Below are 13,561 nucleotides of genomic sequence, written 5' to 3'. Positions count from 1 at the left end.
TCATTTCCTAATTTGTTTAAGCATTAATATTCATGCGCTTGTGACCTTAATTGGCCAGTGAGATAACTATATAAGATAACCATTATATTAGCAATATGTTATATATTCCGTTGGTCGGTTTCTGATCAGATGGCCAGGAAGGGCGTTTTATGGTCTTTGAAAGGCTTTTGGGGGGGTGTTGTGCATTATGTGTATAACGTCAGGGCGGCTGTAGTGTTATATTCTATGGCATTAAAACCGGGTTAAATTAATGAATGCACTATATATAGAAGAATTAAATCAGCGATTTGGTCAGTCTGATGATAAAGGTCAGATTCGTTTTAAAATGGGCAAGGGTGATATCCCTGTAGTAGAAATAGAGAATGAGCAGGCCAGCGCGTTAATTAGTTGTCAGGGCGCGCATGTCTTAAGCTGGAGGCCTGATGGGCAGGAGGAGGTTATCTGGGTGTCCAGAGAGGCCCGGTATGCCAAAGGGCAATCTGTTCGGGGAGGTATCCCCATATGCTGGCCCTGGTTTGGGGCTCATTCAGAGAATACATCTTTTCCAGCACACGGTTTTGCCCGTACTGTTTTATGGGAAATTACTGAAGCCTGTCAATTAGACAGTGGGGAAACTCAGATCAGCTTTATTCTGAATACGAGTCAGCTGGATGACACTACCCGGAAAACCTGGCCAGAATCAACAAGCGCTTTATATGTGCTGACAATAGGACACTCTTTGAAACTTGAGCTGATAACACAGAATAACGGTGTTAAAGCTATCTGCGTTGGAGAAGCATTACATACCTATTTTAATGTGGGTGATGTGAGTAAGACATCTGTTACGGGCCTGCATGGAAAAGACTATCTGGATAAACCCGATGGTTTTAAGCGTAAAAAACAGAGCGGTGATATTGGTATTGATGCAGAAGTAGATCGTGTTTACCTGAATACGACAGACGAACTTTCGATCACAGGCCCGCAGAGAAAAATAGTTATTTCAAAACAGGGGAGTCATTCAACCATTGTATGGAATCCCTGGAAACAAGTTGCTGAAAAAATGGGTGACCTGGGTGAAGGGGGGTATTTAAATATGCTTTGTGTTGAATCGGGTAACGCGGCGGATGATGTTGTTACGATAAAGCCGGGTGAGAGTCATACCTTGCAGGTGGTATATAGAGTTGAAAATAATTAACTATTAAAGTTATTTTTATCTTATCTATTTTCGTGCAAAGGTTTCTACAGACACTGGATCTGCGACACAAGCATTCGTGGATGATGAAATTTATCTTCTGGCTTAACTGATAGAATGTCGCACTATCTTAAAATTATGTAACAAAAATTAGAAATTAAAAATATGAATAAAATGAATGTTAAATCGGTAGCATTATTTGCCGGTCCAATAAGTGCACTGCTTATATATTTTTTAATCGTTAATAATATGACACCGCATGGTGGTATTGATACTACAGCACTTGCTATTACCGCAGCCGTTGCAATTATCTGTGTGGTCTGGTGGGTGTTTGAGCCTGTGCCCATTCCTGTTACTTCGTTACTGCCGCTAGCCGTGTTTCAAATTTCCGGCGTTTTAACAAAGAATGAAATTGGTCAGTCATACGGAAGCCCGTTAATTTTATTATTACTGGGTGGCTTTATATTATCCAAGTCGATGGAAAAAAGTGGTGCGCATCGTCGGCTTGCTCTGTTTATGGTTAATTTATTTGGTAATAGAAGTAGCAAACAGCTGGTGCTGGGTTTTATGGTAACGGCAGCTGCTTTAAGTATGTGGATTTCAAATACGGCAACGACATTAATGTTATTGCCAGTTGCACTTGCGGTTGCTAATCAGGCAAAAGATAAAGAACTGGTTGTGCCTTTAATGTTGAGTATTGCATTTGCTGCCAGTATAGGTGGTATTGGAACACCTATTGGTACGCCTCCAAATCTTGTATTTATGCAGGTATATGAGCAGGCGTTTAATAAAAATATTGGATTCATAGAGTGGATGAGCTGGGCGATGCCTATTGTGTTGGTGATGATTCCAGTGACCTGGTTATGGTTAACAAGAAAACTGACTTATACCGGTGGTTTTGACATGCCCGCTGTGGGTAACTGGAGTGTGACTGAAAAAAGGGTGATGATAATTTTTTTAATAACAGCGCTTGCCTGGATTACAAGAAAAGAACCATTTGGTGGTTGGAGTCACTGGCTGGGTTTTCCGTCAGCGAATGATGCATCGGTTGCATTACTGGCGGTTATTTTAATGTTTGTTGTACCGGATGGAAAAGGTAAGCAGTTATTAGACTGGAAAACGGCTGAATCTATTCCCTGGGGTGTGCTGTTATTGTTTGGAGGTGGTATTACTTTAGCTAAGGCGTTTGGCGTGTCTGGCTTAAGTGATGTATTAGCTGAAAATTTGTCGACACTGTCTACTTTACCTGTCTGGTTAATGATATTTGCAATTTGTCTCGGGGTAACCTTTTTAACAGAAACAACGAGTAATACGGCTAGTACGGTATTGTTAATGCCGGTATTGGCAGCAACGGCTCTAGGATCGGATATTGATCCAAAATTATTAATGATTCCTGCGGCGATAAGCGCCAGTTGTGCTTTTATGATGCCAGTTGCTACGGCACCTAATAGTATTGTTTACGCCAGTGGTTTTTTTACAACAAAAAAAATGGCTGGTGAAGGCATTGTCTTGAATGTAACTGGCGCGCTTGTGATTTCTGTATTGTGTTATTTGATATTGGCGTAACTATTAACTATATATTGCTTATAACTGATGCTTTATGGCTCGACCGTAATCGGTTTGAAAATAAAAGATGACATAGGTCAATACTTAAAGCGTGATCTATTCTAGTATCAATGGTAAGTAAAAATTTGATTAGTGGGGCGGTGTTCCCTGATGTTTAAATACAATAAATGAAAACAAGGAGTCAGAATATGAAAAAAATACAAAAAATTCTAGCGGTATCAGCTGTAGCTACAGCTGCCGTGTTTATGCTTTCGCCAGCTAATGCGTTCTGGAGTCCGTTTAATTTTTCAAATGGGCCTGGTTGGGGAGGTTACCCCGGTGGTTATAACAGTCCGTGGGGTGGCGGTTATCCCGGCGGTTATAGTCCATGGGGTGGATATCCCGCATACGGAGGTTATCCCGGTGGTTTGAGTCGTTATCCTGGTTACGGTGGAGCTTATCCTGCGTATGGTGGCGGTGGATATCCGGGTTATGGTTATGGAGGTTACCCTGCTTATGGCGCACCTTATGGTGGTGGCCCAATGCTGGTTCCTGCAAACTAGATATAAAAAAGCGAAGAGGTATATCCTCTTCGCTTTTTTATTAAATTTTTCTTACTCTATATTTACGACCCTTAATTTTTCCTTCTGAAAGAATCTGTAATGCCTGTTTAGCAACGGCCTGTTCAACGGCAACATATGCCACAATATCAAAAATATCTATTTTACCAATGTGCTTGCCCGGTAGTTTTGTATTTTTAGTTAAGGCGCCTAATATATCACCTGCGCGAACTTTATTTTTACGTCCGGCATTAATACACAGCGTGCTCATCAGTGGTTTTATTTTAGTGTTTTGCTTAGGTTTTAAAGTTGAAGTGCTTTCAATTTTTACCGGTCTTTTCTGGTAATCTTCTATGGCGTTTACTTTGGGGGCTTCCGATGCTGTAAACAAACTTAATGCAAGTCCTTCATTACCTGCACGTCCCGTACGGCCAATTCGATGAATATGAATTTCCGGGTCGGGTGATAGCTCGAAATTTATAACCGCGCGTAAATCTTTAATATCCAGACCACGTGCGGCAACATCGGTGGCAATCAAAATTGAGCTGCTTTTATTTGCAAACTGCACCAGTTTTTGGTCACGATCTTTCTGGTCAAGGTCACCATGTAGAGCAACTGCATGAAACCCCTGACTCCAGAGTTCTTCAGCAAGGTCTTTGCACTGCTGTTTTCTGTTACAGAAAATTACGCTGGATTCGGGTTGATAGTGTTGTAGCAATGAAATTAATGTGCTGGTTCTTGCCTGTCTATCAATCTCATAAAAAAACTGCTTTATATTTGAATCGTCATGAATAGTTTCAACACGAATTTCTACAGGATTTTTTTGTATTGACTGACTTATCTTTTTTATCTGGTCGGGGAATGTGGCAGAAAATAATAAAGTTTGTCGTTGTTCAGGGGTTTTATTGATGATGAGTTTGATGTCATCGGAAAATCCCATATCTAACATGCGGTCTGCTTCATCAAGAACCAGAGAGGTTAAGTTATCCAGTTTCAATGTGCCTTTCTGACAATGTTTTAAAACACGACCAGGTGTTCCTACAACAATATGTGGATGATGTTCCAGTGAGGCATATTGTGGAACTATAGGTGTTCCACCACATAAGGTTGTAATTTTTGTGTTTGGAATAGGGCGAGCAAGTTTGCGCATTTCCTTACTGACCTGGTCGGCAAGTTCACGCGTAGGGCAAAGAATTAACGACTGAGTAAGATAACTTTTAGAATCAAGTTGATTCAGTAAGCCGATGCCAAATGCTGCGGTTTTTCCACTACCGGTTTTTGCCTGTGCCCGTACATCTTTTTCCTCTAATACCAGAGGAATACTTTTTTGTTGTATCGGTGTCATCTCTTTGTAACCGAGAGAATCAAGATTGGTTAAGAAGTCTTTTGACAGGTTTAGAGATGAGAAAGATTTCATGGGTGTTCCGATAATATTTAAGAAGTGTCATTGCCGAATGCCTGTGTCGGGAATATAATGACATTGTTATGCCTGAGGACGCTGGGTCCCCGACACAGGCATTCGGGGACGACAGTTTAAATGGTGTTAAAAAACACCGTGTCCAGATTGTTTACAGATTAAGCACGCTTCTTGACTTTACTTGTATCCTGGCTAGCAAGATAATCTTCATAAGTACCACGGAAATCGATAATGCCGTCTTCCGTTATTTCAAGAATTCGTGTCGCTAATGATGAAACAAACTCACGGTCATGGCTGACAAATACCAGTGTTCCAGGGTAGTTTTCCAGTGCCAGATTAAGAGACTCAATTGACTCCATGTCCATGTGGTTGGTTGGCTCGTCTAATAAAAGAATATTATCACGCTGTAGCATCAACTTACCAAACAGCATACGACCCTGTTCACCACCAGATAAAACTTTTACTGATTTATCAATGTCGTCCTGAGAAAATAATAAACGACCTAGCGTGCCACGAATAACCTGTTCGTCATCTTTTTCCTGGCCCCATTCACTCATCCAGTCGATCAGCGTTTTGTCTTTTTCAAAATCAGCTGAGTGGTCCTGTGCGTAATAACCTAGCTGAGAATTTTCAGACCACTTTACCGTGCCGGCTGTAGGTTCAACGTCACCATACAGGCATCTTAATAAGGTGGTTTTGCCAATGCCGTTAGGTCCGATAATGGCAATACGTTCACCCACCTCTGTCATGAAGTTAAAGTCTTTAAATACTTCTTTGTCATAGGTTTTACCCAGACCTTCAATCTCCAGAGCTAAACGGTGTAATTTTTTATCTTCTCCAAACTGAATAAATGGATTTTTACGACTTGAAGGTTTTACTTCGTCGAGAGAAATCTTATCGAGTTTTTTGGCACGAGATGTCGCCTGTTTTGATTTGGAAGCATTGGCTGAGAAACGACTAACGAATGCTTTAAGTTCAGCAATCTCAGCAGATTTTTTTGCATTGTTCGAGAGTAGTTGTTCCTGTACCTGAGTTGATGCAGTCATATACTCATCATAGTTGCCAGGGTACATACGCACTTCACCGTAATCTAAATCAGCCATATGTGTGCATACACTGTTAAGGAAGTGACGATCGTGGGAAATGATAATCATGGTGCAATTACGAGAGTTTAAAATGCCTTCTAACCAGCTGATGGTTTTAATGTCCAGATGGTTGGTCGGTTCGTCGAGTAGCATAATGTCTGGTTCAGAAAACAAAACCTGTGCCAGTAATACTCGTAATTTCCAACCAGCGGCAACATTAGACATAGGGCCATAATGTTGTTCAACCGGAATGCCCACACCAATTAATAATTCACCAGCGCGAGCTTCAGCTGTGTAGCCATCCATTTCTGCAAACTCACCTTCAAGGTCACCGGCGCGTATGCCATCTTCTTCGGTCATTTCCGGGTTGGCATAAATGGCATCTTTTTCAGACTTAACTTTCCATAAGTCTTCATGGCCCATTAATACCGTATCAATAACGCTATATTCTTCGTAAGCAAACTGGTCCTGTTTTAATTTACCTATACGTTGGTCAGGGTCTTTAGATACGTTACCTGCTGTTGGTTCAAGGTCGCTACCAAGAATTTTCATAAAGGTTGATTTTCCACAACCATTGGCGCCAATCAGTCCGTAACGATTACCGTCGGTGAATTTAACCGAAACGTTTTCAAAAAGTGGCTTTGAGCCAAATTGCATAGTGATATTTGCAGTAGTTAACAATGTCTTATTCCTGAAATTAATTTGTATGAAAATGAAACCTTTAACTAGTAAAAGGTTTCAGCTCTATCTCTCAATTTATGCCGCTTCTTTCGATTTACGGCGACGCTGTTTATTCTGGTTGCCATTACGACCATTGCCTGAACGTTGTTTGTTTCCAGCAGGGCGTCTTTTTTGTTGCTGCCTGTTGCGACCATTTTGAATTGGTTCAGCTTTAATCGAAGGGTCAGGTGTATAACCTTCTATAATGACCTGAGGTATATCTTTTTTCATTAAACGTTCGATGTCTTTTAATAATTTGTGCTCATCAACGCAAACCAGAGACATGGCTTCACCTTCATTGCCTGCGCGACCTGTACGACCAATACGGTGTACGTAATCTTCTGCAACATTAGGTAGTTCATAATTGACAACATGGGGTAGCTGGTCAATATCGATGCCACGTGCGGCAATGTCAGTTGCAACTAACACTCGAATTTTGCCAGATTTAAAATCAGCCAATGCTTTTGTGCGAGCACTTTGACTTTTATTACCATGAATAGCTGCTGAAGCAATACCGTCGTTTGTTAATTGTTCTGCCAGGCGGTTTGCACCATGTTTGGTTCTATTAAAAACCAGTACCTGTTGCCAGTTGTTTGAACCAATTAAGAAAGATAGTAATTCGCGTTTACGACTTTTATCTACCGGATGTACTACTTGAGTAACAGTATCCGTTGCTGCATTTTGTCTGGCAACTTCAATTAGTGTTGGTGAGTTAAGCAGACCCGTGGCGAGTTTTTTAATTTCATTAGAAAAAGTTGCCGAGAACAATAGTGTCTGTTTCTTTTTTGGCACAAGTGCCAGAACTTTGCGAATATCGTGAATGAACCCCATATCTAACATACGGTCAGCTTCATCCAGTACGAGTATTTCAAGTTGAGACAGATCGATAGTCTTTTGACTAACATGATCAAGTAAGCGCCCCGGTGTTGCCACTAAAACATCAATACCATTTTTTAGTTTTTTAATTTGCGGGTTAATGCTTACACCGCCAAAGATAACAGTCGATTTAATTGGTAAGTGTTTACTGTATTCTTCTACGTTTTGTGCAACCTGAGCAGCTAATTCACGAGTAGGTGTAAGTACCAGCGCGCGTATGGTCCTGCCTTTCTGGTTTTTACCAGAAGACATCAGATTATTTAACAGGGGCAGGGTAAACCCAGCTGTTTTTCCCGTACCAGTTTGTGCTGCGCCCATAATATCCTTGCCTTCAAGAATAGGTGGAATAGCCTGTAGCTGGATTGGTGAGGGGGTGTTGTAGCCTTTTTCGGATACAGCACGGAGTAATTCGGCCCGTAAGCCAAGGTTATCAAATGACATATATTGTATGTTCTCCAGAACACAGATTTTGGAATCTGCCCATCCATACAGCCTGAGGCGTGTTATGGGACGGTCTAGGCGGAAACAGTTAGTTTGTTTCGAGCTGAATAAAGCATGAATACAGGCGCAGACCGAGGTGCGCCAGAAATTGAGCACGAATTGTACACGAAAATCCAATATAAGGCTATTCTGATTTAGTTCGCTTGATTTTTACCGATTAATAAATAGATAATGCTCTATGAAAATAATTAAAATATTGCAAGATGTTTCACATAGTCACTGGTACTGGCTGGCATATATATCAGGTGGGCTCTCATTATTAGCCGCGGCTCTGTTTTATCAATATCAGCTGGAAGAGTTGCCCTGTGTCGTCTGTATTCAGGTGCGTCTCTGGATATCTCTGATTGTAATTGTGTCAATAGCGGGTTTGTTATTTAGAAAAATGGCATGGTTAAATGCAGGTTTACAAATAATTATATTATTGAGCGTTATAGGGCTTGCAGAGCGAAGTTATCTGTTATTAGGTACCGAGCGGGGATTTATATTTGGAGATTGTGGCTTTGATGCCGGCTTGCCGGCATGGTTTGCAATAGAGCAGTGGTTGCCCTGGATGTATCAGGTAGAGACTTCGTGTGGTTACACCCCTGAAATTATCTTCGGTGTAACCATGGCGGAAGCATTGATGTTGTTATCAGCTGGACTTACTCTTTTCAGTTTAAGTATTGTGCTGGTAACCATTAAAGAAATAATAAGCAATAAAACCTGAGGTTTTTAACTAGCGATGTTTTCGTAGTGTGGTGCCAGCATAAGAATAAGGGCTTGAGCATGCTCAGCGGCTTTTCTACCTAGATCAGTTAAATAACCACCATCTATTGCGCTAACAAGTCCCTTGTCAAATAAACGTTCAACTGCATTTATCTTTTCTTCGCTTGCGCTTGAGTGAATTTTCAAACCTTGTTGGGTCGAATCCAGGCTGTATTGAATTAATATATCAAGCTCAGCCAGATGATCTTTTGAGTAATGCATTTTTTCGCCTTTGTACCGTTATTAATGTGGACACACAGCAATATATCATATTATTGTGTGAATACATCTTGTTGAAATCAATAAAAATGAAGTAAATATGAAGTTATATATCAATACAAAAGCCCATGGTGCGAGACTTTTACAGATTATTCTATTGTCCTGTCTAATGATACTCAGTTTAACCGGACATGCAAAAAAACAGGATATATCTAAGGGGAATTTACAGAAAATATTCAATGATGAATTGAGCTTCATCAAAGATAGTGAACATCTCGCAGTTGATGAGTTGTGGGCATTAAAAAATATCAGTGAACTAACGAATGATAATAAGCTGAAAAAGCTTATTAAAGAACGAGCAGAGGCTGTTTCAGGTGATCCGTTTTTATTGTTGCTGGATCCTGAAGCATCAAGAATATCCCTGTCCAGTGATATGGGTATTGGTGGGCAAAAATTATTTAACTTTATGTCCGCGCCCTTTGGTGAGCCAGAAAAAAGAGCAATTTCATATGTGAACCAGTTTATGGAATATAAAGCGACAGGATATATACTTACGCATCAGTTTTTTGTGCTGGAATGGGCAATACAAACAGGTTTAATTTCTGCTGATAATTATAGTTTAAAAAAACTAGAGTTATTAACGCGTATTTATGATGAGCAGACAAAGGATAATTTTTTTTCAGACCTTTATGCAGAGCGCGTAACCATATTATTTAAATATGCAGATGTGGATTTTGAAGATCAGAAAAAATGGATGTCGATGATTGTTCAGATGCGAAAATCATCAGGTGGTTGGGGGTTGTTTGAACGGCGTGAAACTTTTGATGGGCAGGATGCGGTTATTAAACCTGGCGATGTTCATACAAGGGTGCTGATTATCTGGGCAATTCAAATGTACATGGATATGCTTTAGTTTTAGCAGTGATCTATTGCTGTAGAATTAAAAGTATCTGTGCATCAAAATTTTATATTTTTAAATAACAGGATTAATTATGTTGAAATCTATCAGTAAAACCCTGCTTACGGGTTTTATTACAGTTGTGCCTGTCGTGCTTACTATTTATCTGTTGTACTGGTTAGCAATAACATCTGAAAATATGATGGTGATAGCGCTTCACTGGTTTGTATCAGATGAAATATATTTTCCAGGTATGGGAATGATCGCAGGCCTGGTGGTTGTTTTTGTTGCTGGTTTGTTAATGAAAGCCATTTTTGTAAGGCAGATTTTTTCTTTTGGTGAAAAAATACTCTATAGAGTGCCGTTGATAAAAACGGTATATCGTTCGATACGAGATTTGTTTGAGTTTTTCTCACCTAAAAAAGAAGGGTTCGGCAAGGTGGTTTCAGTTAATATTAATGGTATGTTAATGATTGGTTTTGTTACGCAGGATGATACAAGTAGTTTGCCTGCCTTTGCGCAACAACGTGATAGCGTACTGGTCTATCTTCCCATGAGTTATATGATCGGGGGATTTACACTGTTAATCCCCAAAAAAGACATTCACCCGTGTGATATGGGAATGGATGAAGCGATGCGTTTTGTTTTAACGGCCGGTATTACCGGTAAGAGTGATTGATGTGTAAATGTCATTATGTTGAAAATATCTAATAATGTTTCAATAGCTGATAGCGAAATAGAACTGAGTGCGATACGCGCTCAGGGTGCGGGAGGTCAGAATGTAAATAAGGTTTCCAGTGCGATTCATTTACGTTTTGATGTTTTTGCATCATCCCTGCCCGATTTTTATAAAGAGCGTTTATTTAATTTAAAAGATAAGCGAATCACAAAAGAGGGTGTGATTATTATTAAAGCTCAGCGTTTTAGAACGCAGGAGAAGAACAGGGATGATGCGCTAGAGCGTTTGTGTGAATTAATTAAGAGTGTGGCGGTTATTAATCGTCGGCGTATTGCGACTAAACCGGGTAGGGCGGCTAAAGCAAAAAGGGTTGATAATAAAACTCGTCGAGGGAAAGCTAAGCAGTTGAGGGGGAAGGTTCGAGATTTTTGATGTTGGGCTACTGGATATTTACTCGCTCTTGTCTTCACGTTCCCATAAAGGCCTAGCGTGCAAAGAAACTAACAGTCCGAGACCGAAAAACGTTAATTCACATCAATAACTCTTCATCAATAGCATGAAAAATACTAGAAGAATCAATTAATGACCTAGCGGTCAATGAAGGAACCCCATAAACCTCTGCAGAAACCCCATAATCATCTTTAATTTTATCAAGCAACAAATCAAAGTCTCCATCACCCGAAAGTAAAATCACCGTTTCAACATCTTTTGCCTGTTCCATAATGTCAATTGTAATGCCCACATCCCAGTCACCTTTGGCTGAACCATCGCTACGTTGGATGAAGGGCTTAAGCTTAACGGTGAAGCCAATATGCCTGAGAGCATCCTGAAATTTTATCTGACCATCATCGGCACGATGCGTGGCGTAAGCATAGGCAGAAACAATTTCACCTTGTGAGCTTATATGGTTCCAGAACTTTCGGTAATTAAACTGACGGCCATATGCGTCACGAGTGGTGTAGTAGATGTTTTGAACATCAACAAACAGTGCGATTTTTTTCACTTATCTCAGCTTTATGTAATCTGGTTATTATTGGTTGATTATATCCATTAAATACCTGCGATCAAATTTCCGGTATTGGGCCTCATTCGAAGCTAAATGCAGTAATTCGTTGTATTGTCATTCTGATAGGAGTTATAACAGAAGGTGAAGTGCAAAAGAAGAGTTTTTTATCTAACAGGAATAAGGGGCACAGTGAAGATATGGCGACTAACTTTGTTCACCATATCTTCACCGTGCATGATATTTGTTTACTCAGCGCACTTAATGCAAAACTCTGCATAAGGTACAGCATCAAGCCTTTGTTTGTTTATTTCGATTCCGCATTCTCCGCATAGTCCAAAACGGCCATCATTGATTCGAAGTAGGGCTTTATCAATTTGCATTACGGTCGCTTTAGCTTCATCATTTAGTGAGTTAAGAACCTCTTCGTTTTCAAGCTGAGTTGCCTGCTCGGCGAAGTCTTTTTCAATGGCCTCGTTTTCATGGTGTAGATCTTTGTCAATAGCATTCACGCGCTGAGTTAAATCTGCGCGTAAAGCTACTAACTGTGTTTTATATTCTGTAGATTCGACCATTATATTCCCCGTTGTTTACGCGGTTTTAATCATCCCAAACAGTTCATCTTTTAATTGTAGTCGTTCTTTCTTCAGTTCTTCAGAATAACTATCTTCAGGTGTTTCTATGCCCTCTTCTATACGTCTGATCTGGTGATCCAGATCGTGGTATTTATCAAATAACTTTTCAAAATGTTTGTTGCTCATTTTAAGCGTGCGTATCTGATCTTTATATTCTGGTAGTTCATGAATTAAATCGTGCTTTTCACCTAACATTGCTTGCCTCCCATTGGTTTCAACTTAAGATTAATCTATACGTTGAAAGTGTTCTTGATTTCAAACAATAACAGGTGCGATATGTATTGTTTAAGCGGGTACTATTCGGGCGTTAAAATTTAGCCAGTTTTTTTTCTGTTGAAGCAAGTTTTCTTTAAGAACTTCTACTCTTTCTTTTAAAATATCAATGTCATAACTTTCTACCATCGAATTTTTACGCGCCTCCATCCACTGTCTTTTCGCCTGAGTGAAAGCATTAATGTTTTTTATTAACGTGTCATATTCTTCCTGTAAACGTAGCGTTAGCGCTTCAGAGTTAAAACGATGTGATAATTTTAAAGTGGTGTTTTTTAATAACATCTGTGCACGTTCGATTTCGATGTATTCAAGAGGCGTCCGATAAAGGCCTTTTGCCAGTCCAACTATGCTCAGGCTTCGAATTAACCATTTGGTCGGGTCATATTGCCACCAGCGAATGGCGTTTCTATAGTCTCGTTGAAAGCTATGATGGTAGTTGTGATAACCCTCTCCAAAAGTAAGTAAAGCAATGACCGGATTATCTCTGGATGTGTTTTTATCGGAATAGGGTTGGCTGCCCCAGACATGTGCCAGAGAGTTAATGAAAAAAGTAAGGTGGTGTGAAATCGTTAATCGAGCAACACCAGCAAGTAACATCATACCAATGAGGTCGCCATGCCATAGGCCTAGTAAAATCGGTATACCAAAATTAAGGCCTAATACCAGAGGTAAATAGTGCTTGTGCTGAAACATGACAATAGGGTCTTTCTTCAGATCTTTGCAGTTTTCAAAATTTTTATTGGGATTTAAATTGTATTCACGAATCATCCAGCCCATATGCGAATACCAGAAACCACGTTTTGCCGAGTAGGGGTCTTTTTCGTTGTTGTCTACGTGCGTATGGTGAATTCGGTGATCAGAAGACCAGTGCAAAATGGTGTTTTGCACTGCGTATGTGCCGCCAATGGCAAAAAACAGGCGAACCAGCCAGTGTGCTTCATAAGCCCGATGAGACCATAACCGGTGGTATCCAGCTGTTATTGATATTTCACAAAAAAAGATACCGATTAACATGGCGGCTATCTGCCATCCGTCAAAACCGTGTGTTAATGCGTAGTAGGGTATGAAAAACAGGGTAATGATGGCGCTAATGCTGAAGACACTAATAGGTAGCCAGTTTAAGGGAGGTTTAGTAGGGGTGTTTTTTTGCTGCATAATATAATCCGATACTTCATGGTTATTGCGTACAAGTGTACGCTGAATTATAAGTGATGTATAGATATTTGCCTTTGGGG

Annotated in this window: 15 protein-coding genes; 7 read left to right on the top strand and 8 right to left on the bottom strand. The window is 40.2% G+C overall.

Annotation, left to right across the window (positions count from 1 at the left end):
* Positions 1-250 precede the first annotated feature (250 nt).
* The 3 genes from DIZ80_05815 to DIZ80_05805 all read left to right on the top strand — a co-directional run bounded on the left by DIZ80_05815 (position 251) and on the right by DIZ80_05805 (position 3,279).
* Complete coding sequence (locus DIZ80_05815) at positions 251-1,174, top strand: D-hexose-6-phosphate mutarotase (protein ID RDH84979.1); 924 nt, start codon at positions 251-253, stop codon at positions 1,172-1,174.
* A gap of 162 nt (positions 1,175-1,336) precedes the next feature.
* The gene (locus DIZ80_05810; GenBank protein RDH84978.1) at positions 1,337-2,737 is read left to right on the top strand and encodes a sodium:dicarboxylate symporter; all 1,401 of its coding nucleotides are present in this window, start codon (positions 1,337-1,339) and stop codon (positions 2,735-2,737) included.
* A gap of 245 nt (positions 2,738-2,982) precedes the next feature.
* Positions 2,983-3,279, top strand: a complete 297-nt coding sequence (locus tag DIZ80_05805; protein ID RDH85050.1) for a spore coat protein — start codon at positions 2,983-2,985, stop codon at positions 3,277-3,279.
* Between the two features lie 40 nt (positions 3,280-3,319).
* Here the strand turns inward: DIZ80_05805 and DIZ80_05800 are convergent, their stop codons facing one another.
* The 3 genes from DIZ80_05800 to DIZ80_05790 all read right to left on the bottom strand — a co-directional run bounded on the left by DIZ80_05800 (position 3,320) and on the right by DIZ80_05790 (position 7,815).
* On the bottom strand, positions 3,320-4,693 hold the full coding sequence (locus DIZ80_05800; protein RDH84977.1) for an ATP-dependent RNA helicase DbpA: 1,374 nt from the start codon (positions 4,691-4,693) through the stop codon (positions 3,320-3,322).
* Between the two features lie 158 nt (positions 4,694-4,851).
* Positions 4,852-6,459 carry an ABC-F family ATPase gene (locus DIZ80_05795; GenBank protein ID RDH84976.1) on the bottom strand — a complete coding sequence of 536 codons (1,608 nt, stop codon included), beginning with the start codon at positions 6,457-6,459 and terminating at the stop codon, positions 4,852-4,854.
* A gap of 75 nt (positions 6,460-6,534) precedes the next feature.
* Entirely contained in the window at positions 6,535-7,815 is a 1,281-nt protein-coding gene (locus DIZ80_05790; GenBank protein ID RDH84975.1) for an ATP-dependent RNA helicase RhlE, read from the bottom strand.
* 238 nt (positions 7,816-8,053) lie between these two features.
* Here DIZ80_05790 and DIZ80_05785 point away from each other — a divergent pair, with 238 nt between their 5' ends.
* Positions 8,054-8,581 carry a disulfide bond formation protein B gene (locus DIZ80_05785; protein ID RDH84974.1) on the top strand — a complete coding sequence of 176 codons (528 nt, stop codon included), beginning with the start codon at positions 8,054-8,056 and terminating at the stop codon, positions 8,579-8,581.
* A 5-nt stretch (positions 8,582-8,586) separates the two neighbouring features.
* On the opposite strand, the gene DIZ80_05780 is transcribed toward DIZ80_05785, so the two are convergent.
* Positions 8,587-8,841 (bottom strand): TIGR02647 family protein, encoded by a 255-nt coding sequence (locus DIZ80_05780; protein RDH84973.1) that lies wholly within the window; start codon positions 8,839-8,841, stop codon positions 8,587-8,589.
* Positions 8,842-8,938: 97 nt separating this feature from the next.
* On the opposite strand from DIZ80_05780, the gene DIZ80_05775 reads away from it, so the two are divergent.
* The 3 genes from DIZ80_05775 to DIZ80_05765 all read left to right on the top strand — a co-directional run bounded on the left by DIZ80_05775 (position 8,939) and on the right by DIZ80_05765 (position 10,847).
* The gene (locus tag DIZ80_05775; GenBank protein RDH84972.1) at positions 8,939-9,751 is read left to right on the top strand and encodes a hypothetical protein; all 813 of its coding nucleotides are present in this window, start codon (positions 8,939-8,941) and stop codon (positions 9,749-9,751) included.
* 79 nt (positions 9,752-9,830) lie between these two features.
* Positions 9,831-10,415, top strand: a complete 585-nt coding sequence (locus tag DIZ80_05770; protein RDH84971.1) for a hypothetical protein — start codon at positions 9,831-9,833, stop codon at positions 10,413-10,415.
* Positions 10,416-10,430: 15 nt separating this feature from the next.
* Positions 10,431-10,847, top strand: a complete 417-nt coding sequence (locus tag DIZ80_05765; protein ID RDH84970.1) for an aminoacyl-tRNA hydrolase — start codon at positions 10,431-10,433, stop codon at positions 10,845-10,847.
* Between the two features lie 97 nt (positions 10,848-10,944).
* On the opposite strand, the gene DIZ80_05760 is transcribed toward DIZ80_05765, so the two are convergent.
* The 4 genes from DIZ80_05760 to DIZ80_05745 all read right to left on the bottom strand — a co-directional run bounded on the left by DIZ80_05760 (position 10,945) and on the right by DIZ80_05745 (position 13,481).
* Entirely contained in the window at positions 10,945-11,418 is a 474-nt protein-coding gene (locus DIZ80_05760) for a nuclease (protein ID RDH84969.1), read from the bottom strand.
* A gap of 248 nt (positions 11,419-11,666) precedes the next feature.
* Positions 11,667-11,993 carry a conjugal transfer protein TraR gene (locus DIZ80_05755; protein RDH84968.1) on the bottom strand — a complete coding sequence of 109 codons (327 nt, stop codon included), beginning with the start codon at positions 11,991-11,993 and terminating at the stop codon, positions 11,667-11,669.
* A gap of 15 nt (positions 11,994-12,008) precedes the next feature.
* Entirely contained in the window at positions 12,009-12,248 is a 240-nt protein-coding gene (locus DIZ80_05750) for a GTP-binding protein (GenBank protein ID RDH84967.1), read from the bottom strand.
* A 90-nt stretch (positions 12,249-12,338) separates the two neighbouring features.
* Positions 12,339-13,481: an acyl-CoA desaturase gene (locus tag DIZ80_05745; GenBank protein RDH84966.1), complete on the bottom strand. Its 1,143-nt coding sequence runs from the start codon at positions 13,479-13,481 to the stop codon at positions 12,339-12,341.
* Positions 13,482-13,561 lie beyond the last annotated feature (80 nt).

The organism is endosymbiont of Galathealinum brachiosum, from assembly GCA_003349885.1.
In the GTDB taxonomy this organism is placed as follows: Bacteria; Pseudomonadota; Gammaproteobacteria; order SZUA-229; family SZUA-229; genus SZUA-229.
The sequence above is the reverse complement of the archived record's forward strand: the minus strand, read 5'-3'. Positions and strand labels throughout refer to the sequence as shown.

Excerpts from the sequence above, each read along its gene's own strand:
- DIZ80_05815 (RDH84979.1), top strand. The coding sequence starts at position 251 with ATGAATGCACTATATATAGAAGAATTAAATCAGCGATTTGGTCAGTCT.
- DIZ80_05810 (RDH84978.1), top strand. The coding sequence starts at position 1,337 with ATGAATAAAATGAATGTTAAATCGGTAGCATTATTTGCCGGTCCAATA.
- DIZ80_05805 (RDH85050.1), top strand. The coding sequence starts at position 2,983 with ATGCTTTCGCCAGCTAATGCGTTCTGGAGTCCGTTTAATTTTTCAAAT.
- DIZ80_05800 (RDH84977.1), bottom strand. The coding sequence starts at position 4,693 with ATGAAATCTTTCTCATCTCTAAACCTGTCAAAAGACTTCTTAACCAAT.
- DIZ80_05790 (RDH84975.1), bottom strand. The coding sequence starts at position 7,815 with ATGTCATTTGATAACCTTGGCTTACGGGCCGAATTACTCCGTGCTGTA.
- DIZ80_05785 (RDH84974.1), top strand. The coding sequence starts at position 8,054 with ATGAAAATAATTAAAATATTGCAAGATGTTTCACATAGTCACTGGTAC.
- DIZ80_05780 (RDH84973.1), bottom strand. The coding sequence starts at position 8,841 with ATGCATTACTCAAAAGATCATCTGGCTGAGCTTGATATATTAATTCAA.
- DIZ80_05775 (RDH84972.1), top strand. The coding sequence starts at position 8,939 with ATGAAGTTATATATCAATACAAAAGCCCATGGTGCGAGACTTTTACAG.
- DIZ80_05770 (RDH84971.1), top strand. The coding sequence starts at position 9,831 with ATGTTGAAATCTATCAGTAAAACCCTGCTTACGGGTTTTATTACAGTT.
- DIZ80_05765 (RDH84970.1), top strand. The coding sequence starts at position 10,431 with ATGTTGAAAATATCTAATAATGTTTCAATAGCTGATAGCGAAATAGAA.
- DIZ80_05755 (RDH84968.1), bottom strand. The coding sequence starts at position 11,993 with ATGGTCGAATCTACAGAATATAAAACACAGTTAGTAGCTTTACGCGCA.
- DIZ80_05750 (RDH84967.1), bottom strand. The coding sequence starts at position 12,248 with ATGTTAGGTGAAAAGCACGATTTAATTCATGAACTACCAGAATATAAA.
- DIZ80_05745 (RDH84966.1), bottom strand. The coding sequence starts at position 13,481 with ATGCAGCAAAAAAACACCCCTACTAAACCTCCCTTAAACTGGCTACCT.